Annotated in this window: 26 protein-coding genes and 1 pseudogene; 12 read left to right on the top strand and 15 right to left on the bottom strand. The window is 57.6% G+C overall.

Translation table 11 applies throughout. The features are described from left to right. Nucleotides 1–53: 53 nt before the first annotated feature. The gene (locus AAE027_RS26760) at nucleotides 54–446 is read right to left on the bottom strand and encodes an avidin/streptavidin family protein (protein ID WP_370986926.1); all 393 of its coding nucleotides are present in this window, start codon (nucleotides 444–446) and stop codon (nucleotides 54–56) included. 526 nt (nucleotides 447–972) lie between these two features. Here AAE027_RS26760 and AAE027_RS26755 point away from each other — a divergent pair. Then, nucleotides 973–1,518, top strand: a complete 546-nt coding sequence (locus AAE027_RS26755) for a hypothetical protein (protein ID WP_370986925.1) — start codon at nucleotides 973–975, stop codon at nucleotides 1,516–1,518. A 145-nt stretch (nucleotides 1,519–1,663) separates the two neighbouring features. Here the strand turns inward: AAE027_RS26755 and AAE027_RS26750 are convergent, their stop codons facing one another. From AAE027_RS26750 to AAE027_RS26730, 5 genes are all read right to left on the bottom strand, one after another. Continuing rightward, nucleotides 1,664–2,281, bottom strand: coding sequence for a HipA domain-containing protein (locus AAE027_RS26750; protein ID WP_370986924.1), 618 nt, complete (start codon nucleotides 2,279–2,281; stop codon nucleotides 1,664–1,666). Further along, nucleotides 2,239–2,706, bottom strand: coding sequence for a HipA N-terminal domain-containing protein (locus AAE027_RS26745; RefSeq protein WP_370987167.1), 468 nt, complete (start codon nucleotides 2,704–2,706; stop codon nucleotides 2,239–2,241). Before AAE027_RS26745 ends, AAE027_RS26750 begins: the two co-directional genes overlap by 43 nt. A gap of 65 nt (nucleotides 2,707–2,771) precedes the next feature. After that, nucleotides 2,772–3,005, bottom strand: coding sequence for a helix-turn-helix domain-containing protein (locus tag AAE027_RS26740; RefSeq protein ID WP_370986923.1), 234 nt, complete (start codon nucleotides 3,003–3,005; stop codon nucleotides 2,772–2,774). Nucleotides 3,006–3,176: 171 nt separating this feature from the next. Then, entirely contained in the window at nucleotides 3,177–3,506 is a 330-nt protein-coding gene (locus AAE027_RS26735; protein WP_370986922.1) for a hypothetical protein, read from the bottom strand. A gap of 94 nt (nucleotides 3,507–3,600) precedes the next feature. Then, the gene (locus AAE027_RS26730) at nucleotides 3,601–3,822 is read right to left on the bottom strand and encodes a hypothetical protein (RefSeq protein WP_370986921.1); all 222 of its coding nucleotides are present in this window, start codon (nucleotides 3,820–3,822) and stop codon (nucleotides 3,601–3,603) included. 306 nt (nucleotides 3,823–4,128) lie between these two features. Between AAE027_RS26730 and AAE027_RS26725 the strand changes: the two genes are divergently transcribed. Further along, nucleotides 4,129–4,695: a hypothetical protein gene (locus tag AAE027_RS26725; protein WP_370986920.1), complete on the top strand. Its 567-nt coding sequence runs from the start codon at nucleotides 4,129–4,131 to the stop codon at nucleotides 4,693–4,695. Nucleotides 4,696–5,089: 394 nt separating this feature from the next. Here the strand turns inward: AAE027_RS26725 and AAE027_RS26720 are convergent, their stop codons facing one another. Then, the gene (locus AAE027_RS26720) at nucleotides 5,090–5,719 is read right to left on the bottom strand and encodes a LabA-like NYN domain-containing protein (RefSeq protein ID WP_370986919.1); all 630 of its coding nucleotides are present in this window, start codon (nucleotides 5,717–5,719) and stop codon (nucleotides 5,090–5,092) included. Between the two features lie 580 nt (nucleotides 5,720–6,299). Between AAE027_RS26720 and AAE027_RS26715 the strand changes: the two genes are divergently transcribed. Together AAE027_RS26715 and AAE027_RS26710 are read left to right on the top strand one after the other, a co-directional pair. Continuing rightward, nucleotides 6,300–6,512: a hypothetical protein gene (locus AAE027_RS26715; RefSeq protein WP_479714248.1), complete on the top strand. Its 213-nt coding sequence runs from the start codon at nucleotides 6,300–6,302 to the stop codon at nucleotides 6,510–6,512. A gap of 335 nt (nucleotides 6,513–6,847) precedes the next feature. Next, nucleotides 6,848–7,336, top strand: a complete 489-nt coding sequence (locus AAE027_RS26710) for a DUF2937 family protein (protein ID WP_370986918.1) — start codon at nucleotides 6,848–6,850, stop codon at nucleotides 7,334–7,336. 73 nt (nucleotides 7,337–7,409) lie between these two features. Here AAE027_RS26710 and AAE027_RS26705 read toward each other — a convergent pair whose 3' ends face one another. The 4 genes from AAE027_RS26705 to AAE027_RS26690 all read right to left on the bottom strand — a co-directional run bounded on the left by AAE027_RS26705 (nucleotide 7,410) and on the right by AAE027_RS26690 (nucleotide 10,224). Beyond that, nucleotides 7,410–7,898, bottom strand: a complete 489-nt coding sequence (locus AAE027_RS26705) for a hypothetical protein (RefSeq protein ID WP_370986917.1) — start codon at nucleotides 7,896–7,898, stop codon at nucleotides 7,410–7,412. Next, nucleotides 7,895–8,515 (bottom strand): hypothetical protein, encoded by a 621-nt coding sequence (locus tag AAE027_RS26700; protein ID WP_370986916.1) that lies wholly within the window; start codon nucleotides 8,513–8,515, stop codon nucleotides 7,895–7,897. Before AAE027_RS26700 ends, AAE027_RS26705 begins: the two co-directional genes overlap by 4 nt. Before the next feature lie 31 nt (nucleotides 8,516–8,546). After that, nucleotides 8,547–9,536 carry a S1 family peptidase gene (locus tag AAE027_RS26695; RefSeq protein WP_370986915.1) on the bottom strand — a complete coding sequence of 330 codons (990 nt, stop codon included), beginning with the start codon at nucleotides 9,534–9,536 and terminating at the stop codon, nucleotides 8,547–8,549. A 121-nt stretch (nucleotides 9,537–9,657) separates the two neighbouring features. After that, entirely contained in the window at nucleotides 9,658–10,224 is a 567-nt protein-coding gene (locus tag AAE027_RS26690) for a hypothetical protein (RefSeq protein ID WP_370986914.1), read from the bottom strand. A 177-nt stretch (nucleotides 10,225–10,401) separates the two neighbouring features. Here AAE027_RS26690 and AAE027_RS26685 point away from each other — a divergent pair, with 177 nt between their 5' ends. From AAE027_RS26685 to AAE027_RS26665, 5 genes are all read left to right on the top strand, one after another. Continuing rightward, nucleotides 10,402–11,598, top strand: a complete 1,197-nt coding sequence (locus AAE027_RS26685; RefSeq protein WP_370986913.1) for a Fic family protein — start codon at nucleotides 10,402–10,404, stop codon at nucleotides 11,596–11,598. A gap of 163 nt (nucleotides 11,599–11,761) precedes the next feature. Further along, a complete protein-coding gene (locus AAE027_RS26680; protein WP_370986912.1) occupies nucleotides 11,762–13,039 on the top strand; it encodes a DUF6035 family protein in 1,278 nt (425 codons plus the stop codon). A 116-nt stretch (nucleotides 13,040–13,155) separates the two neighbouring features. Beyond that, the gene (locus AAE027_RS26675; protein WP_370986911.1) at nucleotides 13,156–14,625 is read left to right on the top strand and encodes an RES family NAD+ phosphorylase; all 1,470 of its coding nucleotides are present in this window, start codon (nucleotides 13,156–13,158) and stop codon (nucleotides 14,623–14,625) included. 756 nt (nucleotides 14,626–15,381) lie between these two features. Then, on the top strand, nucleotides 15,382–15,849 hold the full coding sequence (locus tag AAE027_RS26670) for a hypothetical protein (RefSeq protein WP_370986910.1): 468 nt from the start codon (nucleotides 15,382–15,384) through the stop codon (nucleotides 15,847–15,849). Next, nucleotides 15,849–15,995: a hypothetical protein gene (locus tag AAE027_RS26665; RefSeq protein ID WP_370986909.1), complete on the top strand. Its 147-nt coding sequence runs from the start codon at nucleotides 15,849–15,851 to the stop codon at nucleotides 15,993–15,995. The genes AAE027_RS26670 and AAE027_RS26665 overlap by 1 nt, the downstream gene beginning before the upstream one ends. A gap of 414 nt (nucleotides 15,996–16,409) precedes the next feature. Here the strand turns inward: AAE027_RS26665 and AAE027_RS26660 are convergent, their stop codons facing one another. Continuing rightward, on the bottom strand, nucleotides 16,410–16,532 hold the full coding sequence (locus AAE027_RS26660) for a hypothetical protein (protein WP_256466460.1): 123 nt from the start codon (nucleotides 16,530–16,532) through the stop codon (nucleotides 16,410–16,412). 536 nt (nucleotides 16,533–17,068) lie between these two features. On the opposite strand from AAE027_RS26660, the gene AAE027_RS26655 reads away from it, so the two are divergent. Further along, complete coding sequence (locus AAE027_RS26655) at nucleotides 17,069–17,836, top strand: hypothetical protein (RefSeq protein ID WP_370986908.1); 768 nt, start codon at nucleotides 17,069–17,071, stop codon at nucleotides 17,834–17,836. 128 nt (nucleotides 17,837–17,964) lie between these two features. Here the strand turns inward: AAE027_RS26655 and AAE027_RS26650 are convergent, their stop codons facing one another. Together AAE027_RS26650 and AAE027_RS26645 are read right to left on the bottom strand one after the other, a co-directional pair. Continuing rightward, nucleotides 17,965–18,315 (bottom strand): hypothetical protein, encoded by a 351-nt coding sequence (locus AAE027_RS26650; RefSeq protein ID WP_370986907.1) that lies wholly within the window; start codon nucleotides 18,313–18,315, stop codon nucleotides 17,965–17,967. Next, nucleotides 18,308–18,535 carry a hypothetical protein gene (locus AAE027_RS26645; RefSeq protein ID WP_479714247.1) on the bottom strand — a complete coding sequence of 76 codons (228 nt, stop codon included), beginning with the start codon at nucleotides 18,533–18,535 and terminating at the stop codon, nucleotides 18,308–18,310. Before AAE027_RS26645 ends, AAE027_RS26650 begins: the two co-directional genes overlap by 8 nt. A gap of 505 nt (nucleotides 18,536–19,040) precedes the next feature. On the opposite strand from AAE027_RS26645, the pseudogene AAE027_RS26640 reads away from it, so the two are divergent. Beyond that, a pseudogene (locus tag AAE027_RS26640) lies at nucleotides 19,041–19,492 on the top strand (integrase core domain-containing protein); the annotation flags it as partial. 190 nt (nucleotides 19,493–19,682) lie between these two features. Here AAE027_RS26640 and AAE027_RS26635 read toward each other — a convergent pair. Further along, nucleotides 19,683–20,549: a hypothetical protein gene (locus AAE027_RS26635; RefSeq protein ID WP_370986905.1), complete on the bottom strand. Its 867-nt coding sequence runs from the start codon at nucleotides 20,547–20,549 to the stop codon at nucleotides 19,683–19,685. Nucleotides 20,550–21,433: 884 nt separating this feature from the next. On the opposite strand from AAE027_RS26635, the gene AAE027_RS26630 reads away from it, so the two are divergent. After that, nucleotides 21,434–24,194: amino acid adenylation domain-containing protein (locus AAE027_RS26630; protein ID WP_370986904.1), on the top strand; the 2,761-nt coding region annotated here is incomplete at its 3' end.

The following is a 24,194-nucleotide window of genomic DNA, read 5'->3' as shown; positions in this document are numbered from 1 at the left end:
GAGACTCGCGAGAGCGAGTTCGATCTAAGGTCGCGACGTTGCAAGATTGAACACTACCATACGCGCGTGAATATATCCGCGCCCTTCAACTTGCTAGGCTTGCCGTCCTTATCAACGTAGAACAGCGTCCATGACGTTGGCATCTGAGGCCCGTTAACTTTTCCAACCCACTGGGTGAAAGAATTGCACTGGGCAAAAGTAACAACAAAATGCAGTCCGGTTGGACGAACGGCCCCCGATGCAGGATAAGGGATACCCTGGCAAGCAAACCCTTGAGCATGGTTTGTGAAAGTCCCTGTTATTGACCCGCTATTAGCGGACCAAACAAACAGTTCTGAACCCCGTTCATTCTTCCAGTATGAGGGAGCAGGAAGCCCTTGCGCCCTGGCCTCGGCGCAAAGCAAGCAAAACTGAGCGATCAACAAAAATCCCAGAAGTCTCTTCATATTGAAGCCCCAAGCGAGTTCGCTTAAAAGTAGCAACTTAGATAACTAATTTGGTATAACTTGAGGTGACGTTCGCTGCTCTTTTCTCGCATTCGACAACGGAATGCGGCGCATATTCACGAAATCGGGCTGGATCGCGGCGAAGTCAGCGTCCCTCGATCCCAGCGGCCTTGCTTTCCCTGCGTCGGTTCGCCTGGGCGGCCGAGCTCGAGCCGATGCTCGGTTATTTTGGTGAGGCGCGCTTCCTACGACCGGGCGGGTCCTACTTCTTGATCTGCACCCGTTTTGCGGACCGCCGAAGACAATGGATGCATCGGCGACCTGCGGGCTACGATGCTCTCACCGAGATCATCGATTGATGGTGCCGAATGTAAAAGGGCGCTTCACCTGCAGCTGCGCGACGAGGTTCTGATCTCGCTACATCGCAACGCCATTGCTGACGCGGTGATAGGGAGATTGCGGTCAGCACCCGTGCTTCACGGCAGCTCTTGACGGTTGCCCGTTATCACGTCAACGAGAAAGACCGATGAATGGGAATGGCAAGCTGAGGATGATGGATGTGATTGATCAAGCGAGCGCCTCGGAGTTGCCACCCGTCTTGCACAAATCCCCACGACGTTTTTCCTGGATTCTCGCGATCGTGGTCATCTCCTTTGGTCTGTGCTTCGGGGCAGCCTACTATTGGACTGACATCGAGGCAGTTTTCGCGACATCGTCGGTGCGTGAAGCTGCCTCAACACCAGGCTTGCCACCTGAAGATAGGGAAGCTCTCTCGGAGATTCGATCAGGGCAACAAAGGGCGAGAGATGAACTTGCAGAGCTCAATCGCAACATCGGTGCGCAACAAGCCGATTTGAAACGGATGGCGGACCAGATCGAGGCGCTCGCCGCGAAGATCGAATCTTTGCAGAATATACCCGTGCCTGCCTCTGTGCTGTCGGCTCCTTCTCCGCCGGCCGCCCATCCCGCTTTGAGGCCAGCGAAGAGAGTGGTTCAACCATCTAAACCAGAAGGGCCAATCTCGGTCGGGGGCGCGCCGCTGATTCCCGAGCCCGGCTCCGACCAGCGTTGATCCAGAATACGGTTCTGGCGTGGACTGATTTCGTGGTCATAGCGCTCCTGACACTGCGAGCCCTTGGCGATGGCTCGGCTGATGGCTCTATGCGTCTAAAATGAGTGCCTGCGCAGATTCCATATCGCTAGTGATGCACTATTCTTCACGCTTTCTCTGTAATTCGCAGCAGATGAGAGGCGCGGGTTTCAATGACGGCCCGGATCGCCTTGAGAATAGTGTGGGTGATGCCTGCCTCTTCCAGCTCCATCAGGAGGCTGTCGGCCGCGCTTCTAATCCTGTCGGCCGATTCCTTGATATCCTTGATGAGCAGACGTTGTGCGCCGCATGTTGCGGGAACGAGTGACAGCCAGTGCTGCAACTGAATCGTATCCGGAACCGAGCGCCTGCCGATGGCCATGGCGAGCTTTTTCGCCAACCGCTGGTAAGCGGCCGTGCAGACGACGTCATAGAGCGGGGCGAGGTCCGGCACTTCGCCTCGATAAAGCAGAGCATAGTGCTCCGGAGGAACGCTCAAGGCTTGGCAGAAATCCTCCTGATGCAGGCGTGAGATGTCGCCGTCGTTGTGCCTTGAACGGTCGTATCGTTCGACCAGAAGAAATGAAATGGTCCCCTGCCGGCGCATCTGGACGTCAGGCACAGGCAGCTTCAGGCGCGCAGCGAGGCGCAGACAAAATAGTTCATTCTCGACGCTGCCCTCCAGCGCCTGAATAAAGGGCTTTACAATGTGCGTGGTCGGCCGCCCCGCCCTTGGCGAGTCCAATTGTCTCTCCCTCGAGACAAACGGCGAGCTTGTCCTGCACTCGGGCGAGCGACAGCCGCACGCCCTCCTCGCCGCCGAGGAGAGCGCGCTCGCGGAGTTTGCCCAAAATTTCTTCGAGCCGGGCAGGGGTCAGCTTTTTCGACCCCATCGTCATCCGAGGAAGCGGGTGCCTGACCGGCTGGATAGAGAGACAAAGCCCCGGCGCACTCCCCGCCGATCACTTCAAGGAGGCCGAAGGCATTTCCCGCGGAAATCCCAAGCGCGCCGGCGAGATGTTGCCGGGCACTCTCATCGGGCAAAAGGCCTGAAAAAAAGGGCGGACAATGCGATCCGGATGGGGGCGCCTCCTGTAGCGGCAAGGAAAAGGAGATTGCCTGAGGTGCCCCGCCGGCAAGGTAGCCAGTGTCATAGCTGTAGCTGAGCATCCCGGCATCATCCTGGCTGAGGATGCCGGCCTTTGTCCTGCCGACATAGACATCCAGCAGATGGTTCATCGGGCAGTCTCCCGACGCCTGCTGACAGAGACGGTGAGACCCAATGCGGCCGCGACTTGAAGCGCGCGACCGAGCTGACAGCTTTCTTTTCCCGCTTCCAATTCGCGCACGAAACGCACACCGACCCCGGTGAGACCGGCAAGCTGCTCCTGAGTCAGTCCTTGACCCTTGCGCTCATCCCTGATCAGCGCTCCGAGGCTTTTGCTGGTTGTGATTGTTGGCAAAACCATCCCTATCGGGACGATCTGGCAAGTTCCAAGGACAATTACGATAAAAAAGACCCGATCGGGACGTTTTTCAGTTGATTATTCCTAAGTTTCATAAAATCGTCCCGATCGGGACGATTTGGGCTGGCGGGGGATTCCGCCGATGGGCTGTGCAACCGGAAACACCTAATTCAATCATTTTAGCGCGCCCACGAGCCCAAGACCAATCCGTGGCACCAGCACGGTTCGCCTTGCGATCGTTTTGCCGGCGCACAACTTAATGGGACCGCTTGCCAACTGGCCGAGTGCCAGCTTGCCGCTGTCAATATCAAGCTTGCCTGGACCAAGACCGCAAACTCCGGAGAAGGTCTCATCTGAAGGTATTTCCCTCGGTCCCACAAACCAAAGTCGCAGAAAGTGATTCGCAGGCCGATATGTCGGGGCCGAGTGAGTGATGAAAAATGACCGCCTCCAAATCTCAAAGAGGCGATCTAAGCTGATTGCGTCATCGTCGTCGGTAATCATAAATCCCTCCGCTGCGCGCGAAAGAATGCGCCGAGGATCAGCGAAGGTTCGTAACACTCGAACATCGCCAGCACGGTAGATGACATGCGCCGGGCTATTGGTCCTCCACCGAATGCCAGTCCACGCCGTGGAGGCGGATCATCTCGCGATGGGACCGATTGATGAAAGCGCGCTCGACGCAAAAGCCGGAAGCGGCTGAAGCGGCCAGCGCAAGGCCACAGGCGATGTAGCTATTGATGAAATCCCAAAAAATGTTGCTGCCGGCGACGACAATAAAAGTGAGTGCCATGACCGTATTGCGTATTGCCCCAACCATGTAGTTTCCCCGGCTAATCGGCGAGGGAGGTTAACATTGCAGTCACGACGATCAGCAGCGTTGATCGTGGTGATCCGCCGTGAGGCCTTGGACGCATATGCTAAGCACGTTGCGGCGACCATGCTTAGGCGGTCCGGCCCGGAATTGATGCTGTCTACGGGTTGGGCGCGAGTTCCTGAACCCGACACTTCGTGCGAACGCGATAGCAATTCGCTAAGCACGACTGCAGCACTTAAGGCTCGTTAACAGCCCGGTGACCGCGCGAATGTACTTTGTGCGACAACCCCTGATAAGCGGAGAAGGCGCATGAATATCGCTATCAAGACCGCTGCTGTTTGCGGAGTTGGTGCGCTCCTCATTGGTGTGGTCGCCGGTCGCGGCAATTCGGCTCCGCCGCCGCCATCTGTTCCGGTACCTTACGACCAATCTGGTTTTATCCGTTCGATCTCTACGGCAAAGACTGCTTACAGAGCAGCAACCAACCAATTGGCCGCAGGAGGCGCCCGCAACAGTCGGAAGCAAGCAATCTGCAACGTCCTGCAAGGTCAAAGCGCGACCGGATGGATCGGAAAGATTGCGCAGCTCTCTTCTAACGGCGACGGAAAAGGAGTGATTAGCATCGAACTGGCACCTGACGTGCACGTCGCTACATGGAATAATGCTCTTTCCGACATAGGCTCGCGTACGCTGATCGAGCCAACGTCTTCTCTCTTTAAGAGCCTCGCTGGGATGAAGCGCGGCGATATGGTAAAGTTCTCCGGCAGCTTTACGTCGTCTGACGTCGATTGCGTGCGTGAGCAGAGTGTCACGCTAGATGGATCGATGACCGATCCGGTTTTCACGATGCGTTTTTCGTCCGTCGCTAAGCTCTGATCGACCGGGCCAACAGCGCCCAAGCACATTTTCGATCTGCGTCAAAGCAATAACAAGCGCAGGGTGCACGCGCGTCAAGACAAGCGCCACTGTTGTGTCGTGCAGGAACAATAGAGAACCACCTCGCGCTCTCGTCCATTGGCAATACCGCTAAGAACGCGACGGTCATTAACTCGTGGTGCGCTGCGCGGCTTGTTCGATAGCCTTAACTCGATGGCAGCCCAGTCACTCGTTAGTGAGTTCGTAGCGCATGATTCACCCCTCAATGAGGCGCTTGAATGACCGCTCGGCGGTGAAAGCCCGCTCAATGGCTTCCGGTGCGGCGACATGTCAAAGGCCGGATTCCGATTCCAGGAAACTACGGGATGAACAAGTTCCGTCGTAGGCGTGCCGCTCAGCCCTCGAATTCGTCCGCCTCGTCGCGCGGCCTTGGCGAGGCGGGACGTTGCGCATTCTGCGCACGCGCCTCGTCTCGCTCGCGTACGGCTCGGCGCTCGGTCGGATCGCGGCCGACGTTCGCTTGCAAGTCCGCCAAATCGGTGAAGACATCGGCCTGGCGGCGCAGCTCATCGGCGATCATCGGGGGCTGGGTAGCAATTGTGGAGACCACTGTGACGCGGACGCCGCGGCGCTGCACCGCCTCAACCAGGGGACGGAAATCGCCGTCACCCGAGAACAGGATCATCTCGTCGATTTTTCCAGAAAGCTCCATGGCGTCGACCGCGAGCTCGATATCCATGTTGCCTTTCACCTTGCGGCGTCCGGAAGCGTCGACGAATTCCTTGGTCGGCTTGGTCACGACGGTGTAGCCGTTGTAGTGGAGCCAATCGACCAGCGGACGGATCGAAGAGAACTCCTGATCCTCGACAACGGCCGTATAGTAAAAGGCGCGGAGCAGGGTGCCCCGCCCCTGAAACTCCTTCAGGAGGCTCTTATAATCGATGTCGAAGCCGACCGTTCGTGCCGTGGCGTAAAGATTGGCGCCGTCGATGAAGAGGGCAATCCTGTTGGGTACGGTTGACATCCTGACACGGCCCGACTTGCCTCAACTGCGGAAATGCGCTCCGCTTGGGCCTGATTTAACGATCAATCCGAAGTTTTTTCGGGCGGCCTTGGTGCCGCTCGCTCGGCCCCTTACGGCGTTGCCGTCCGAGCTCCGACAGCGACAGGCTATCTTCGATCGCTCGAGCTTTCAAAACCTTTTTCATGAATTCTTGAACCTTGCGTAACGCAGCAACGACGACACAACTATATAGCTGACAAGAAGGCGATGCCCGAGCACCTGCCGCTCTTCGAGATCCATCTGAGACAACGCCGCCGGACATGCAGATGGTATCTCTGCACGACCGACGGCCGGCCGCTCATGCACGGATCGGAAGCCAGCAGGACCGCCGCCCGGTACCAGGCCAATCGCGCACTGTTTCTGATGTTGCTGGCCTCGGCCCACGGACGACCGGGCCTGGCGAAAGCGCCTATCGGGGCAAGTCCCCGGCATGTTTAAGATTGAAGAGGTATGTTGAAGCCAGCATCGCGGGTGGATGGATTCGATTTGACCAAAGGAATTCTCCTCAAAGGAGATCGGTGTCTGCGGCTTTGCCGAGAGATTGAAATCGCCGCACGATGACCTTCTCGTCGATCTCGAAACTCACCAAGTCCTCACCAACCTGGCTTTGTCGTCGCATGACGCCGCTGCCGCCTGCCTGGGCAGCGTATGGCAGCTCTGCCCAGGAGGCACTTTAGACCTCGATTTTCCGCGCTCTCAATTCATCAATTTCGACGACGCCGAGATATCGACCGTGCTCTCGATGTTGGTATAGCCCCTGCAGTTGAACCGCAGGCAGGTTGGCGGTTCGTCGTTAGATCAGCCTCCGAGTTTTGGCAGCGTGACGAATAAGCCTGAACTCTCGACTGGTGACACACTTTCATTCCCGCCGCATATTGTAGCACATCGTCCAACATTACGATTGCTCCCGAGCGAAAGCTAATCGGTGCATAGAGCCGGCTACCGGTCTCCCAAACGGGCTGAACGCCGTCGGCCGACTGGGGCGGAAAGGCCGGCCGACAACCACTTCTTGTGATTGGACCCGAATGACCGAATCGAGGTTATTGAAACCTTCAAAGCGGAGGTCTCGACGCGAGAAGGAGTGGTGCAATGCAACGGCTCTTTGCGGTTTTGTCGCTTCTGGGTGCTTTGCTGTTTGCGCAAATTCCTGAGCTCCTGCAACAGTATAGGCAGCGGCTCGGTGGCGCAGCCGACGAGCTGACAGTCATTGTGCGCAATTTCGACGAGGACTCCCGCCGCTCGGGTTATGACCGATCGGGCGCACTCGGTGTCATGGCGAAGAACCCAGAACAACTGGTGCGCGACCAGGCGCAGCGAATGACGGAATATGTTCGAAGGCTGGACCGGCTGAACGTGCAGCAATCGGCTTTGGCGAATGGCGTCACGCTTGCGGCCATCCTGGCGGTAGCGGTCGACTACGACAAGCCGATCATGGCGCAAGCTTGGAGCGCCTATGCGCCCGCGCTTCCGACGACCCTCACGGGCATTGTATTTGCGATCATCGGCTGGTGCTTGTCTTATGCTGCACTCTTGTTTCTCGGCGCTGTTGCCGGCTCACGAGGCAGAGTCGCTGCGTGATCCGACGAAACCGAGATTCATCGGCAGGAGGACACAAACCGAGCCGTCAAACTCCGCGCGGCGCTTCTATACCTCAACTCTTATTCGCCGTCTTCACCGCGAGCGGCTGCTGGACGAAGCGCCATAGCGGCAACGCATCACTTTTGTAGTCGGACGATATCAGTGGCGCGAACCAGTTGGGCCGATGTTCAAGTTCAATTTGCACCGAATCCGGTTCTCCATTGGCCTGTTGCGAATAGTGGCGGGAAAACATCCGGCTCAGCGTGCCGATTATTTCAAATCTCTCAGTGTCCTCGTTGAGCCGTTCCTCGGGCAGCCAAGAAAACTCGATCGCCGACAATCTTCCGTCAGTCACAATGGCCTTGGTCTCCTGCTCGGCCCATTCCCCGAGATTCATGAACATCCACGCGATCTCCTGCTCGTCCGTACGCGTGAGGACACGATCCTCACTGAGAATCGTGACCTCTCCAACCGTGAAAGGCGCCATTCCGTCGGGGCCGATGGCGTTGGGCTTGTCGGCGGTTAGCCGAAGTGTGAGCGGCGGCGTTGTGCCGATTGTCATATCGCCGAGCTGCCCAGCTCATTGAAGCGGACGGCATGTTTCATGTCGAGCTTGAGGTAGCCATTTTCGTCCAGCAGATCGTGCGGGGACACGAGCGTCCAGATGCCCCATCTGGCCCAATAGACGGCCACCTTGAGCGCGGCTCGTATTGCCCGCGCGTAGCTGTCGAGCGAGGACAAATAAGATGGTGTCATGATCTGACGTTCTTGCCGGACCGGATCTGCCTCGTAGACGTTCTTGACTTCGACCAGCCATTGCTCGTCGTCTTCCAGTACGATCCGGAAATCGGGCGCCCGATATCTGCCGACAGGATAGACGCGCCCGGTATCTTCGACCTTCATCAGCTTGTAATGACCAAGCGCCACCACCATGGCTTCGAACATTGCCGCGGTTCGTTGGCCTGCGATCAGAATGTCATCGGTCAATGCCTTGTCGAGCTGCGCGCCGATCGCCGCCAGGAATTCCTGGGCTGTCTGAGGCGCCGTGACGGAAATCTTTCGCTCCCGGCTGAAGCGGGCATAGAGATTGAGAAGATCAAATGGTTTGCTCATATCGGCATCGTTGCCTTGAATGCGCGCGTGGGAAAGGTCGAGCCCACGACTTGGTGAAATCGGCATACGTGGTCGGCTTCCAATTTAGCTGACCCGCCTAATCGGCCGAACCAATAAAGTCATCTGAGCCAGCCCTCAGGGAGCCAAAGCGAACCGAATAGTCCGACGCCAGCGTCGCGCAGATTTCCTCTGCCCGTGCGCGGTCGTTGGTCATTGCCGCAACATGCCAGGGAGCGTTGCGCACCACCGCCCAACCGCGCACCCATCCCGGGTTCGATGGGTCGACGTGAGGGAGGTTGCGTTGAAGACCCGGGATCGGCGCAAACCAGAAGGCGTAGGATTGCGCACCGTCGCTTCCCGGCTCGTCGCTTGAGCTGACGAGGCCGATCACCTCTCCATCCTGGTTGAACACGGGTCCGCCGCTCATGCCGCCGCGCCAATGGCTGTCGACCGCAAATGTCGGCCAAGGCCGATGTTCGCGGCCACTCGGCAGCACAGCGATTACGCGACCAATAGACCCATACATGCGCTCGGTCAGAACATCCGCGTCGATCTCGCGGTCCTGTATCGAACGCAGTTCGGGAAATCCCATCGCCATGACTTCATCGCCGATCTCGGGCCATTTCCCGGTCAGCCGCAGGGGCAGAAAATCGCGTACTTCGTTCAGGCGCGTGTTGTCTGCTTTGAAAGACAGCATCATGCAGTCGAGTGACATGCGGCTCGAGTCACGGTTGAGCAGCCGATCAAGGGCGATATCTTCTGGCGGGATGCGAAAGGCGGTCGCTGACGCAATCACGACCATCCCGTCGACCCCAATCGGGGCGCGTCCATAAACAAGCCCCGGGTTGAGCAGACCGACAACCGTAGACCGCGGGCGCGAAGGCCCGAGCCATGCTTCAAGCACATGCTGCGCGGTCAGATAACCTCCGAAGGGGTCGATCCGGAACGCCGTGCCGAGACCAGAAACGTGGCCTGTGTGGTTGTCGATTGCCAGTAAGGAGATAATCGGATGGCGAACCCCCGTCGGGTCTTGAATCAGAAACTGGCGGGGATCGTCTCCGGCTGCGGGGGTGACTGGAAAGGGCATCGCCCAATCTAGCATGGCAAGGCGGGTCGCCCTAAGGCGCATTCAATGTGAAGGCTCATCCGAGCCACAAGGAAACCGGCGCCGCTTTTTTTGAAACGGCGCCGGTTTGTTTGTCAAAGGTCTAGTGAGCGGCGGCCCCTTGCTTGATCGCAGAGGCGAAGTCTTCGACGACACGAACAAATAGATTGGGATCACGCAGTGCGTTCTTGAGCTCCTCAGTCCAATCCGGATTCGACTCGGTCCACTTGATCAGCGCGGTCGCCTTGACGCCGCGATGCTTGATCAGGAAGTTGGAGATCTTTGCCGGCACCGCGCCCGCGACAAACGCGGCGTTAGCCGGTGCGGCGCGCGCCAGAAGAATGAAAGCCCGCGAGAAGCTCGCGAGATCGTCCTCTTCCGCGAGTTTGGTGAGGAGGTCCAGTACAGGACCGGAAGGGGTCGTGTAGGCTGCCGAGCCCTGGGATGCGATCGCCTCGGCAATGCGGTGCAGTGTTTCTGGGGGCATGCTCTTAATTCCTTCGTCAAGGCCGGCGAGCGCTTTGGCTTTTGCCCTGCGATCGGCGGCGAGGTTTCTGATGTCGTTTGCGTCTTGTTCGGTGGGTACCCACACACGGACTTCCTGCCAGCCTTCAGCCAGGCGCACGTCGCGCTGGCGTCTTACTCGCCTGACTACCGTAGGATCGGCCACGAAATGTCTCCGTACTGTCGTTACGACATAGATCGTAACGACAGTACGGGCAAGAGGTTCCTTGGAAGACGGAACCTAAGAACATTATATAAGGCCAACCATCAGTCGCTTTATTGAAGTATAGATAAATAACCTTTATTATGGTGTCGGAACTGGCTCTTCTGCGAAAGGTTTCTCTTGAACCGCGATAATCTCACTCACGCCGTTTGGGAACGATTGCAGCGGCTTCCGGCGCCCTATGCGGCGCATTACGGCGTGGTTCCGCTGCCCCCGCCTGAGGACGGCGTTGCCGTGGGGTCGGTCCTTGCCCGGCTCAGGGCGGCCGATGCAGCCTTGGTGCGCATCGAGACGCTCGCGGCCGAACTAAAGGACCCGTATCTGATCAGCCGCATCTTGCCACGGCGGGAAGCTGTCAGCAGCTCGGCGATCGAAGGCACCAACAGCACGCTTGACGAATTGCTGTCCGGTGAAGAAAGCGAAGATTCCCAGCAGGGCGAGGCGGTAGTTCAGGTGCGTGACTACGCGCTCGCGCTCGATGACTTCCTGCCGCGGGCCAGACAAGAGAAACTGGAAATCTTCACAAGCGGTTTGGTGCGGGATCTGCATCGCGCCGTCATGCGCGGCGACGCAGAATACAAGGACAAGCCCGGCGATCTTCGCCAGGTTGTGGTCTGGATCGGCGGCAGGGGCGATATTGCTTACTCGACCTACAATCCGACGCCGCCGTCGGACATTGCCGCGTGTCTTGAGGACACGATGAAGTACATGCGCTGCGAGGGCATGCAAGCGATGTACCAGAGCTTCATTGTGCGAATGGCGGTTGCGCATGCACATTTTGAGGCAGTCCACCCGTTTCGTGATGGCAATGGCCGCGTCGGCCGTCTCCTCCTGCCGTTGATGATGGCGGCGGAAGGCATGATGCCGATTTACCTGTCACCATACATTGAAGCCCACAAGACAGCTTATTATGAATCGCTCAAAGCGGCTCAGCAGCGCCTCGAATGGCATGAAGCGGTCGGATTCATGGCGGACGCAATTGTCGGCACCACGGATGAGCTGCTGAAGACCCGCGACGCTTTGTCTGCACTTGGCGATCTATGGCGGAAGCGGCGCAAATTTCGCCAGGGCTCAGCGAGCCTGCGAGCACTAGATGTTCTGCCGCACTATCCGGTGCTGACCGTCAAGCGTCTGGCCTCGCTTCTCAGCATTACTGTGCCTGCAGCCTCGCAAGCGGTAGAGCAACTGGTCGAGAATAAAATCTTGAACGAGCGTACCGGCTATGCGCGCAACCGCGTCTTCGCGGCGCCCGACGCGCTGTCGATCATTAACCGCCCCTTCGGCGAAGAACCCATTCTTCCCGGTGCGGACACCTGACGGCCGGCATGCCGGGCTGACAATCGGTGAAGCCGCGAGTTGCGTCTTCGCCCCGCCGCCGGTCATGCCGTCGGCGGGACTTCCTTGAGACTCAGACGATTTTCCATAGCACGCGATCCCGCAAATGCTCAATGATCACGCCGGACGAAGGGAGATTCGGTAGATGGTCGAGGCGATTCTCCGAAGGACACTCAAGAGAGTGGTTGACCTTGCATCGATGCACAGCATCACGAGTGATGCGCTCATAGCGATGAGCAAGGACGATTATCAGGTTCTCCGTCGCGCGGCGACGCGCGCGCGGCTCGACAGGAAAGCGCGTTTCGTCTGCGCGAAATGCGGACATGCCGTCTATGCTCCGCGCGAAGGCCGGACCGGCCAGCCCTACTGGAAACACCACCCGGGTGCCCCACAGCTTTGTCCCTGGTGGACGGGGACGCCGGCCAGCGTCGATATCGTTAGCGCGCAGCAATTTGACGGAGCGCAGGAAAGCCCGCTGCATGCTAAAATCAAACATATCGTCGGTGAGTTATTGACCAACGATCCGCGCACGACCGCAGGAAGCGTCGTTATCGATGAGTATCTCATCCTAGAGAATGGACGGCGGCGGCCGGACGTACGCGCGATCTATGATGGCATGCCACTCGTCGCGGAGGTTCAACTTGCAACCACGCAAATCCCCATCGTCGTGCAACGCGAAGATTTCTATGAGAACGCGTCCATTCGCCTGATTTGGCTCACCTGGAATTTTGAGCCACCCACGAGCGGCCGATTACTCAGTTCGTTTGAGGACATTTTCTACTCCCACGACAAGAACCTGTTCTCAATTGACGATGAAACGATAGCCCTCTCCAGACAGCGGCGAGAAGTAATCTTGCGCGCGTTCTGGCTGGATGAAGACGCGTGGCGCTCGAAATTGGTCACACTTTCCGACCTCAATTGGCTCGACGGAGGCCGAGCAAACGCGGTCCCGTCGAGGCCGTCTTGGCATCATGACTTTCTCTCGCGCTGGCGCGGCGCACTCGGAGAAAAAGGTACGAAATGGAAAGAGCGTGAGCTCCTCTTTGGCGAACTCGTCGCCAAAGTGGAGATTCCGGGCAGCGACGTCAACGAGCTGCACGCGCTCGACGTGGATGCATTGATCAACTGCCTGCTTTCCCTGATCGACGGTCGGCCGGTCGGGTCGCGGCAGCAAAATCTTGTCGAGGTGCTGAACTCCTTCCTCAATGTCGAACGACGACAGCGGTATGTGCGCCTCATTCGGACCTTCGCCCAACTGACCAACAGGGACGATCTCCTTGAAATCGAGAGTGTCCGCAACAAGATCGTCAAGGCGCGCACAGTTGCGCAAGACGACCGCCAGAGCGTGTCAGGAAAGATCGCGCTTGCCTTGTTCCCGGAGATATTCTCTTCAGCTTCACGCAATGCCAGCAGCGTATCGTAGCGATTGACGTATTCAGCAGCGCGATCAGGTGAGTTCGAGGAAATGCTGACGAGGCCAGACTGCCTGTGAGGCAGCGACGTGGTCGGAGACGATGGCGCAACAAGGTAGGAAATATCGTGCATTCCGTAGATAGTGACGACCTCAAAGCGAAGCACATATGCTACGCTTGCATTGGCGAGCAGTATCTAAGCGATGAAGTTCGCGCCAAGGGCAAGCGCGCCAAGTGCAGCTATTGCGAAAAGACGCGTCGCACCTTCAGCCTTGACAAGATGGCCGAGCGTGTGGCGACCGCATTCGAACAGCATTACTATCGAACGTCAGATCAGCCAAACGACTACGAACATATGCTCCAGCGCGATAAGGAGCTGAGCTACGAATGGAATCGACACGGCGATGATGTCGTGTACGCCATTCAAAACGCGGCCGAAATCCCTGAAGACGCTGCCCACGATATCCAGTCAATCCTGGAGGAGGAACATAGCGATTTCGACAGCGCGGCCATCGGTGAAGAGACGGAGTTCGCGAGCGATAGCTATTATGAGGAGAAAAAGGTCAGCGATGATGCTTGGCGCGAGGAATGGCGTCGGTTCGAGAATTCTCTCAAGACCGAGGCGCGCTTCTTCAGCCGCACTGCAGCTACGCATCTGGCGGCAATCTTCGACGGAGTCGATGCTTTGCGGACGCGGCAGGGGCAGCCTCTTGTCGTAGATGCGGGGCCCGGAACGGGTTTCCATACACTCTCTCGCGCCCGGGTCTTCCAGTCCGAGGACAAACTCGAGGCGGCGATGTGTCGGCCCGACCTCCAGCTCGGGTCACCGCCGACGCTGTTGGCTGCGGCAGGTCGCATGAACGCGCGGGGCATTTCCGTGTTCTACGGCGCCAACGATCCCAAGGCCGCCATCGCCGAGGTGCGGCCTCCGGTTGGAAGCAAGGTTGCCGTGGCGCAATTCGAGATCATCCGAAAACTCCGGCTGCTAGATCTGACGGCGCTCAAGAATGTCCAGATGCACGGAAGCATCTTTGACGTCGATTTTGCGCGCCGGCTGGAACGAGCGCAATTTCTGAAATCTCTGAGCAGCCGCATCACCCAGCCAGTCATGCCCGACGACGAGCCTTTCGAGTATCTGGCAACGCAAGCTATCGCCGATTTTCTCGCAACCGAATCCTCGGTGCCCATCGATGGCATTATCTTCCCGTCGGTTCAGGTCGCCGGAGACGTGCTCAACGTCGTTCTGTTCCACAAGGCTGCGCGCGTTGAGGCGATGGAAATTCCGAGCGGGACCGAGATCAGAGCCAGGACGTGCCAAAGTACCGCGGAGGGGTGGGAAGTCGATTACTCGGTGTTCGAGGAGGTGCCGCCGGCGCCAAAGGTTGATGAAGAAAAGGTAAAATCGCCAGCATGGCCCGACTTTGATGCCATACCGGCGTTGGCGGGAGCACGGGTCGATTCCGATCCGCGGGAGCCAAGTCTTCGCGTGATGCCGGACAGCGTCAGCGTGCACCATGTGGAGGGCGTCGTCTTCAAGACAGACGAATATCAGGTGCGTCGTTCCCGCTGGGAGAAGGACGATCGATCGCCGTTCTAAATTTGCACCCGGTCATGCGGCGGCGACTAAAGGCGCTCACGCATGGGGCCTTTCGCCGCCAGAAGCAAAGGGTGCGGAAATCCCACGAGGACCGTGAACGTATCGATGAACTCCAGTACCATCTGCCTTACATCAGGGCTGTCGTGAGGCTGCAAGCGGATTCGAGCGATGGCGGCGATACTAGCCACGCACTTTGCTTCGGAAGACCACAGTGCGCGCTCGTCCAGCTCATTGCCCCACGCTCAATGCGGCTTCAATGATCGTCCTGATGTAGATTCAGCTTGAGCTTGTCCTGGTATACGCCGATCCGCTTCTTTGCTCGCTTAATCACGTCACCGAAGTGGAGCAATTCAAAATAGGTCTCACCCAAGGGCTGCCGAGTGCGAGGGGTCCAAGAGGGCGCTCGATTGAAACCATCCCTGACCGACTGAAAACGGTGTCCAAGTTCCGCTCAGACGCAGTGGGTTGACAGTGTCACCGATAAGATATCCATAAAATTTGTTTAGCCGGCCTCCTGATTTGGCCGCGAGCAAATGAGCGTACTCTGAAAGGTCGCCGACATGCTCGTCCATCGATACTCCCGGGGCCTTGAATTCGACGATTATGGCTGAGCCTTCTTTGCTGAACAGTGCAATGTCTGGCCGCTTCCCACTTACGCGAGATAGCGCACGTCAGGTCCTCATAGCTCTTCGGGAAGTACTCAATCTAAACTTCTATGACGGCCCAGCTCGTAGCAAAATGAAAGCTGGTGTGGACTTGGACCAAGATTTCCCCACTTGGTCGCTTTACACGCTTCGGGCCAAGCTCGATGAGTTTCGACACGTTCTCAGCGCCGAGTGTCGGAAGTCCGAGACCTACTTTATCGAGAAGAAGGTAGGCTTTGATGTCCCGACATTGCTCCACAGCGCGGAAGAAAATCTTCACGGCTTGATACATCCATATGTCGCCGATGCTGCTCTCGCGGAGATACGCGAGGCGGGCCGCTGCTTAGCTTTGGAGAGTTTTACAGCTTGTGGCTTTCACACTCTGAGGGGGTTGGAGGTCGTAATGGCCGCTTACTACAAAGCCGTGAGCGGGCAGGAAAAGGGCTTTCGCAGTTGGCACGACTACGTTGAGGCTCTGGAGACACTAGCAGCCCAGGCAAAGGAAAATAACGCGAGCTATCCATCTCCGAAAGTCGCCTCGATGCTCGATAGGATGAGGCAGTTGGATAGAACTCCCTGATGCATCCAAGCGACTCGCTCGATGAGATGGCTGCGGATACCCTGTTTAAGCTTGGCGTTGTCACCATCACCGAGCTGGCGAAGGATTTGCGCGACATGGCTGGCCAGCCTGAGCTTAAGCTGGTGACAGCCGCCAGCGCGGAGTAAATTCGCGAGCGACCGAAGGCGCAAAAAGCAGAATCTTTTTTTCCTCGAATCACCTAGAAAGATAAAACGGCGGGCCGGGGTTGAGCCGGACACCGCCGCAAAACTTAGCTTGGGTTATTTACCCTTGCTGGTTTTGATGGTCTCGACAACGTGTGTGTTGGGTTTCCCCTTCGCCGTCTTAACCGTTGTGAAGCGACCAGTGATGGCGCTACGACCGATACGTGCCATGTGAATACACCTCCTTCCGGGGCCAGTAGCCCTCTGTGCAGCTAAGGCGGCCGGCGGTGTGGCGAATCAGTCACGTCTTTAGATTTCATCAGGAAAATACAACCGAAGCGAGTCCTTTCTGATGAGCTTCCACGGTCCTCTTTGAGGTAAAGAAAAAGGCACCCCGTCTCCGAGGTGCCTTTCCCTTTAGATCAACCGCGCCAGTGCGGCGACTACCGAGGCCAGCGCCGGATGGAAGGACCATCCGAAGCCGATACGGTAGGTCGTACCGTGCGGCTGACTGGCTTCGAGAACGAGGAATACACCCATGGGTGTCTCCTATCCCCTTGCGTGAGGTCCCTTGCGGTAGCCGGTTCACACATTAGGCCAGCAGTGTTGCGGGTGGGTTAGCCTGCATTGGTCCGGTCAAGGTGCCCCGCGGTCACAGCTCCGACTATTCCAAAACGTATGTAGGTTTCGTCTGCGTACTTTCAAGTGTAGCGTAAATTTACGGCGTTGCTGGGCAGTCGGCTGCGAGCGGCCATAGTCCGTCAAGATCAAATTGCTGCCCTCCACCGTCTATCCACCACTTGTTATTTTTGGAGGATGCTGACTCAAGCCACCTTGCGGACCTCCAGCAAATCACCCGACAATACTTCTGGTTGCCGTTCTCTGATTCTTTTAATGGAGGACTGCGCCTATGAAACTCTTCAACTCTCGTTTTTGGCGTCGCTTTGTCCGCTTAATGAAGCGGATCGATGCCGCCGTCACGGTGACGGCTCGGGTCATCAGCATCGTCGGGTTCTTCCTAAGGTCTGGCTGCTGGTTGAACCTATGTTGGGCTACCTTTCTTAGGCTCTTTCGCAATGGCCATTGATCCATTTGAAAACCCAAAGACGCAAATCGCGCGTGCGAAACGCCGTATCGACGAATTGACCCGGGGGATTGGCGAGTACTTCGCGGTCAACCCGTTCAAAGAAAGCATACGGCGTGATCGAGAGCGCGGGATACAGGTGGCGGCACGGCACTACTCAGAATTCCCGGAAGAGCTTTCTGAGATGGTGGATGATTCAATTACCAAGTCGCGCTCAGCTTTGGATCAAGCCGTGTACGCCGCCTCGCTATTGATTGATCCCTCGCTGAAGGGGAATGAAAAGGCGGAAAGAGGTTTGGCATTTCCGTTCGCCGACGATCCCAAGAAGCTTGATTTTAAATCGGTGCCCGCCGCTCTGCACGATGTGATTAGACGGTTTGAGCCGTATCCACCCAGCAAGGAGCGCCCAGATGGAAACTTCAAATTAGTTGGTCTAAATCGACTGGCGAACATTCATAAGCATCGCTTCTTGATCAAAGCTCAACCAGCTCCGGCATCTTTGTTCGCGTGGAGCATTGTGCCAGTTGATCTCACAGCTTCTCCGACATATGCGTGGGATCCTGATAAACGAGAACTATCTGCGACGACGCCTTTGAATGCTCCCGGCATGCACATTGTCATGTTGAATCAAGCCATTGCATTTTCGGAGCCCGAATTCGTGCGAAATGCCAATGTCGTTAGCGTATTGACCGATATACACAAAATGGCAGAGGGCATAGTCAGTGCCATTGAAGCGGAAGCCCTTCGCTTGCTACCGTGAACTTCCCCCTCAGTACTGTGCTTAGTTGAGTTGGAATGAGGGGCCTAGGCCAAGCATAACCATTCCTCCGGCGGCACGTCAGAGTGGGCGGCGCTCCGGCTTTCCGCGCTGCTTGGTCGGCCCTGCGCTTATCGCCGCGCTCTTCCAAGCTTTGCCTTCTCAATCGCGAGCACCGGATCAGGTGCATATTTCGAAACGCCGTGAGCCTGCATCCGCTGTAGGAGCTTCGCCGCCTTGTAGTCGGGGTGCGAGGTGCCCACCGCGACAACGGCGTCCGGATCGTCAATGTGCGATGGGGGTGACTGCCACGGCTTTAGGTTCAGGGTATCGATCTGCTCGCTGGAGGCCGCGAATTGCGCGACATCGGCCCAAGGTTCGCTCTGCACCTTGTCGTGGACTTGCGCATGCTGCGGGTGCTCGGGGTTGCCCAAGATACGCGAGAGCGCCAATTCTAACGCGTCCTGATCCGCCTCACTCATCGTCATCGTCCGTTGCGCGGTCGTAGTAGGAAGCATTGCGTTGCTTCGCGACGATCCGTCCTGCTGTCTTGCGATCGAGCCTCGATTGCGGGCTTAATCGAAGCTTCGTCGCGAGGCTCGCTTGCAGCCGCGCCATCCGCTCCAGCGAAACGAACGCTCCAGGAGCGGGCTTCCGGTTCGCAACAGCGGCGAGCTTCCGGACCGCCAAAATGATCTGCACGTACGACACCAAGAGCGGAGTGTCGCCCTTCGCGAAATGTCGAGGGTCGCAAGCGTTTACGATCTCGTTGAACAGTGACCGCTCGGCGGCCGTGAGAGATGATGGCGCGGCGAGCGGAGGAGGTGCGCCGGTTAGGTCGAGTCGGACAACGGTCGAGTGGGGGTTATGCGCTGGTTTCATGCTGGAAAATTAAGGACGTGTGGTTGTTTTCGATCTGCGGGCCGGTCTGCTAGCTGTAAGTTGCATATTATAAATACCTCCCTCCTGGATAGAAATTCGCGCGGCTCCGATCCCTTTTCGGCGTGCTTGCCCAAGAGACCGGAGCCGGCTTCTGCCGGAGCTATCGCCAAATGAGGGCAAGAACAGACTCATTGGGTTCGCAGCTCAACGACATTCGGAACGCTATCGCGCAATTCCTTGGCGAGGCCGGTCAGGATGCCCGCTAATGCGAGCCGAGCGAATTGATTATCGCCAACGACTTGAACTGAAGTGAATGCGAGGATGGAGCGGACACAAGCTGCGCGTGCTCACGATCGTCGATATCTTCTCCCGCTTCTCACCGGTTGCTGCAGCCACAGTTCAGCTTCCGCGGCAGCGACGTCGTCGCGATACTGGAAAGGGCCTGCAAGGAAGTGGGATTCCCGGCGACGATCCGGGTCGACCAAGGCAGCGAGTTCGTGTCGCGCGATCTTGACCTATGGGCCTACCAACGCGGTGTCACGCTGGACTTCTCCAGGCCCGGCAAGCCAACCGACAACGCGTTCATCGAAGCCTTCAACGGCCGCTTCCGCGCCGAATGCCTCAACACGCACTGGTTCCTCAAGCCTTGCCGACGCCCAAGAAAAAGTGGAGACTTGGCGCAGATACTATAACGAAGAACGGCCCCACGGCGCGATCGGCATTCGACCGCCGATTTTGCTGCACAACCACGTCGGCGCAACCAGCCCGCCAACGTGACAGAGGCGCAAAACTCTAGTTCTGGGTGGTCCAAAGTTCGGTCTCGCTCCATCCCCCCGAGACTCTAACTGCCGCTGGATGAAAGTTCAGTGGCAGGTCACTCCTTCGTCAGGCTAATCGCTGTCGCTCGGGGATGCTGCTCATGCACCCTTGAAGCAAGACTCAACTTTCAGGAAAAGTAGGGACTACGCTAGGCCAATGCCACGGCTATCCTTCGAGTGCCCGGTGCCGATGTCCAATTGTTCACCGCATGCGCCCAAGTTAGGTTGTTCAGAATAACAAGGTCCCCTGGTTTTAGCTTGAGAATAATCTCGTCACAAAAAAGTTTCTCGTAATCGGCGCCTGAACACCAGCTCCGTCCTGCATTAACGGGGTCCAGTTGGTGCAACTCAAAACCGTCCGGCGGGAACTTGAGAAGTTCGCGCTCCTGCAACATCCGAACGAAAAAGTGAAGACAGCTTTGGTCAACACTACCAATGTTATCCCAAAGGACATTCACGTCCCGCCCTAGGAGAAGGGAAAAGCTTCTTTTCGGCCTTGCCATAACAATCGCCAGCAAAAGGCCCGGGATCTCGGATTTCACCTCGGCTACTATTTGGTCATCTGGTACCAAATAGTCATCCGGCGAGCTCAGACGATAAAGTGCTTTTGCACGAGTGATCATGCCCCGAGACAATGGTTTTGATCCAGGTAATATTTTTGTCGTTTTTTCTCGTAAAAGTCCCCATGCCTCACTTGTGTCGTCGATGTTCAATAGGATTGTTTCTCCTCCGTCTTTACTATTCTCGAAACAATAAAAGCACGACAACTGCATATTAGATATTCTATCTCCTTCGGAATGCGGGGTGACAAACTGATAATCATCTCGGGAATTAACGCTCATGAAGTAGTTGTTGATCCGCCGTCGGTGACCAAGAAAATCGGAAAAGCCGGCCTCCAGCTCTAGCTTTTTTTGCAATCCCAGTTCACCGGCAATTTGATGTACGAGGCCGTCCGCCCCGCTCGGTGAGACTTTACGAATCAAAATGACACAGTCTCGACTGAGTGCCTCGATCACGGCAGTCACATCCAAGTCGCTGCACCCAAGGGTCAACAGCATGCGCCGATGTGAGAGATCAGGAGTCAGTTGTGGTTGCGACATTCGCCGTGGACCCGTTCTTCGTCGCTTTCGTCGCCTCACGAGCAAGGGCCGTGCCACAGACGTCAGCGGGCATTAGGCGAAAACGCCGAGCCCCCGCCAATCTGCGAAAACGCGATGCGTGGCGAACTTTGCAACATGAGCGGAATCCCTGCCGCAGGACCCTCTCTCACTCGACGAGCAGACCACCTGGAGAAAGCAGCGGCGAGCATTTCGGCTCGCAAAGGCAATTCGGGCAAGGCGCGGGCGCCCGATCTTGAGTGGTCGTCGCTGTTGACGGCGCGTGCCGTTGTGTTGAGCTCTGTTCGTTCGAGGCGTTAATGTCCCAAGCCCGACGGCATGACGGCAAAATTCTGGCAGCCCGGCGAGAAGCGTTGTTTTCTTCAGAATGAGCTCGCAGAAGGTCATTGGCGCGTCCGTTACTTAACGTGAGCGCCAAGGAGATTCTGCTGTATGCGCGGTGATGACGGCGGCTGTTGCAGAGCCTCCGACGACTTTGCGGACGCCCATGCGGTGATCGTCGCCAATGACGTCCGTATTGTTGTGCTGAGCTGTGTCTGGTTCAGGACGTCGATGTCCCAAGTCCGACGGCGGCATTCCGAGCGAGGCGCGCGTTGTTTCTTCAGGAAACGCTCGCAGTACGTCATTGGTATGCCGATTGCTTGAAATGCGGGGTGATCCGTTACGGCCTTCATCGTAGCCCCTGTCTAAGAGTTCAGATGAAACTTGCTACACCGGTTGGCTCTTGCATCTTTGTTGGTGGTGGTACGCTAGCTATTAGATGTGCTCAGCTAGTGATGGAGATGGGCCACGTGATCCGGGCGGCGCTGTGTGCCGACGCCATATTCCGCGATTGGGCCGCTCTCGCCGATATCTTGTGTGTGACGAGCATTGAAGAGCTATCTGCGCTGCTCAACGCCGAGCCAGTCGAGTGGATATTTTCCGTTGCCAATCCGTTCATATTGCCAGCAGATGTGTTTGGGAAAGCGCGTAGAGGCGCTTTCAGTTACCACGACGCTCCCTTGCCGCGATATGCCGGAACTCATGCGACGTCTTGGGCGCTTCTTGCCCGAGAGACCGAACATGGCATCACGTGGCATCGTATCGATCACGGTGTTGATACTGGTGAGCTGGTCGTCCAACGCCAAGTGTTGATTGCGACGAGCGATACTGCGCTGACGCTGAATCTCAAATGTTATGAGGCTGCTATCGATGGCTTCCGCGAGCTTCTAACTGGCTTAACAAATGGAGAGCTTAGTGCTCGTCCGCAAGCGCTAGCGGACCGAAGCTTTTTCCCGAAAGGTCGACGCCCAGATGCTGCGGGCTGTCTGCGATGGGATCGATCCGCACAAGATCTGGAAGCGATGACGCGCGCCTTAGACTTTGGCCCGTATCATACCAATTCATTGGGGTTGTCCAAGGCTCTCGTAGGCGATGACGTTGTCGTCGTCAGGCGCTTGGAGGTGACGGCTCGGCGCTCGGGCTTTACTGCGGGGTCTTTAGTTGAGATCCACCCCAGCCACTGGCGTGTGGCGACAGGGACAGAGGATGTTGATGTTTGGCTTAGCAGCTTGGATGGTAAGGCTCTGGATGCGCGGGCACTCGCGAGGCGTTCTGATTCCCATGTAGGCGACCGCCTCCCGATTCTGAGCGATGACGAGGCGCGGAGCATAACGGTTGCGCATGAAATGTTAGCGCCTCGTGAGAGTTTTTGGCGACGGCGGCTTGAACAGTTCAAGACATCCCAGCTTTCCTTTTTGTCGTCTTCAGTAGCTTTGGCTGCACCTCAATGGCAGTTGAGTTCATGGCGAATTCCAGATGCTTTGGCTGAGCTGTCTCCCAGTAATCGCACGGAATTCTTGCTAACGGCTTGGCTGATCTACCTAGCCCGCACCACGGGAGAATTAGAGCTTCAATTGGGATGGACTCCCGCGTCGAGTGGATCGCGAGCGGGCTTGAAAGCGCTTGAGGTGCTTGTCGCTTCTGTTGTGCCGATGGCAATTACCATCGATCTCGACAATGATTTTGCAGAGGCGCGCACGGTGGTGGCGGCCGAATTCGCTCAGCTGAAGGAGCAGGATAGCTTCGCGCGAGATCTTATCGCGCGCTGCCCAACGTTGCTCGGTATGGAGGCGTTACGATCGCGCCGGCCCTGGCCCGTTGGCGTTATGCTTACTGTAAGTGGCGAGTCTGCCACTGGTGACCTAGCTTCGAGCCCGACTTCTGAGGCAGCCCTGCCCGGTGAGGCGTTAACATTTGAGGTTTGCGCTCTAGATGGGAGCTTTCGATGGCACTTTGATGCAAGTCGCTTGGAGCCCAAGCATATCGACCGTATGACCCAGCATTTGCAAAATTTGCTATGTGCTGTGAAGGCAGATCCGCGGCAGCCGGTGGGGCAGATTGAACTCTTGTCATTCGCTGAGCGCGCGTACCTGCTGGAGGAGCTGAACCGGACGGCATCGGCCTATCCGTCGGACGTGTGCATCCACGAGCTGTTCGAGGCACAGGTTCGCCGTGCGCCGGACGCAGTGGCGGTGGTCCATGAGGAGGAGCGGCTAAGTTATGGCGAGCTGAATGCGCGGGCCAACCGCCTGGCGCATCATCTGATCGGGCTCGGGGTCAGGCCGGACCAACCGGTGGCGATCTGCGTTGCGCGCGACGTGGCGATGGTGGTCGGGCTTTTAGCGATCCTCAAGGCGGGCGCGGCGTACCTGCCGCTGGACCCCGCCTATCCACCGGCGCGGCTGCGGCAGGTTCTCGACGATGCGGCGCCGCGGCTCCTGCTGGCCGATGCGGCCGGCCGATCCGCGCTGGGCGCCGATGCGCTGGCCGATGTGAGCGTGGTGGATCTGGAGACGGCCATGCCGGCGTGGGCAAATCTGCCGGCGTCGGATCCGGACCCGCGTGCGCTTGGCCTCACCTCACGCCATCTCGCCTATGTGATCTATACCTCCGGATCAACAGGCACGCCCAAGGGGGTCATGGTCGAGCATCGCGGAGTGGTGCGTCTGGTGGCGGAGAACGATTTCGTCGAGATCTCGCCGCAGGACGTTTTTCTCAACGCTTCCTCGCCGACATTCGATGCGACCACGTTCGAAGTCTGGGGAGCCTTGGCGAACGGCGCCAGTGTTGTGCTCTATCCTGAACGCTATCTCTCGACGGCAACTCTGGCCCGGATCATCCAAGACCAAGGCATCACTATTGCTTGGATGACTGCGCGGTTGTTCGACGTCTATGTCGGGGAGGGGCGGAGCACCAGTGGGCTGCAGCAACTGCTGGTCGGGGGCGAAGAGGTCTCAGCCAGTTCCATCAGAGCATGTCAGAAGCGACATCCGACGCTGCGAATCTCAAATGGCTACGGCCCGACCGAGAACACCACCTTCAGTCTCTGCTACCCGGTGCCTGCTGGCTTCGATGGCCAGCAACGGGTGCCACTGGGACGACCAATCCGGAATTCGGTGGTCTATCTGCTGGATGATCATGGTGCGCCGGTTCCGTTTGGCGCGGTCGGGGAGCTCTACGTCGGCGGGGCGGGGGTGGCGCGCGGTTATCTGAACCGGCCCG

The sequence above is a fragment of the Bradyrhizobium sp. DN3 genome (genome assembly GCF_041357655.1).
GTDB lineage: Bacteria > Pseudomonadota > Alphaproteobacteria > Rhizobiales > Xanthobacteraceae > Bradyrhizobium.
Note: the sequence above shows the minus strand (reverse complement) of the source record. Positions and strands in the feature narration are given on the sequence as shown.

What these genes read in the sequence shown, in the direction of transcription:
- AAE027_RS26760 (WP_370986926.1), bottom strand. Translation starts at nt 446, where the DNA reads ATGAAGAGACTTCTGGGATTTTTGTTGATCGCTCAGTTTTGCTTGCTT.
- AAE027_RS26755 (WP_370986925.1), top strand. Translation starts at nt 973, where the DNA reads ATGAATGGGAATGGCAAGCTGAGGATGATGGATGTGATTGATCAAGCG.
- AAE027_RS26745 (WP_370987167.1), bottom strand. Translation starts at nt 2,706, where the DNA reads ATGCTCAGCTACAGCTATGACACTGGCTACCTTGCCGGCGGGGCACCT.
- AAE027_RS26740 (WP_370986923.1), bottom strand. Translation starts at nt 3,005, where the DNA reads ATGGTTTTGCCAACAATCACAACCAGCAAAAGCCTCGGAGCGCTGATC.
- AAE027_RS26735 (WP_370986922.1), bottom strand. Translation starts at nt 3,506, where the DNA reads ATGATTACCGACGACGATGACGCAATCAGCTTAGATCGCCTCTTTGAG.
- AAE027_RS26730 (WP_370986921.1), bottom strand. Translation starts at nt 3,822, where the DNA reads ATGGTTGGGGCAATACGCAATACGGTCATGGCACTCACTTTTATTGTC.
- AAE027_RS26725 (WP_370986920.1), top strand. Translation starts at nt 4,129, where the DNA reads ATGAATATCGCTATCAAGACCGCTGCTGTTTGCGGAGTTGGTGCGCTC.
- AAE027_RS26720 (WP_370986919.1), bottom strand. Translation starts at nt 5,719, where the DNA reads ATGTCAACCGTACCCAACAGGATTGCCCTCTTCATCGACGGCGCCAAT.
- AAE027_RS26710 (WP_370986918.1), top strand. Translation starts at nt 6,848, where the DNA reads ATGCAACGGCTCTTTGCGGTTTTGTCGCTTCTGGGTGCTTTGCTGTTT.
- AAE027_RS26705 (WP_370986917.1), bottom strand. Translation starts at nt 7,898, where the DNA reads ATGACAATCGGCACAACGCCGCCGCTCACACTTCGGCTAACCGCCGAC.
- AAE027_RS26700 (WP_370986916.1), bottom strand. Translation starts at nt 8,515, where the DNA reads ATGCCGATTTCACCAAGTCGTGGGCTCGACCTTTCCCACGCGCGCATT.
- AAE027_RS26695 (WP_370986915.1), bottom strand. Translation starts at nt 9,536, where the DNA reads ATGCCCTTTCCAGTCACCCCCGCAGCCGGAGACGATCCCCGCCAGTTT.
- AAE027_RS26680 (WP_370986912.1), top strand. Translation starts at nt 11,762, where the DNA reads ATGGTCGAGGCGATTCTCCGAAGGACACTCAAGAGAGTGGTTGACCTT.
- AAE027_RS26665 (WP_370986909.1), top strand. Translation starts at nt 15,849, where the DNA reads ATGCATCCAAGCGACTCGCTCGATGAGATGGCTGCGGATACCCTGTTT.
- AAE027_RS26660 (WP_256466460.1), bottom strand. Translation starts at nt 16,532, where the DNA reads ATGGGTGTATTCCTCGTTCTCGAAGCCAGTCAGCCGCACGGTACGACC.
- AAE027_RS26655 (WP_370986908.1), top strand. Translation starts at nt 17,069, where the DNA reads ATGGCCATTGATCCATTTGAAAACCCAAAGACGCAAATCGCGCGTGCG.
- AAE027_RS26650 (WP_370986907.1), bottom strand. Translation starts at nt 18,315, where the DNA reads ATGAGTGAGGCGGATCAGGACGCGTTAGAATTGGCGCTCTCGCGTATC.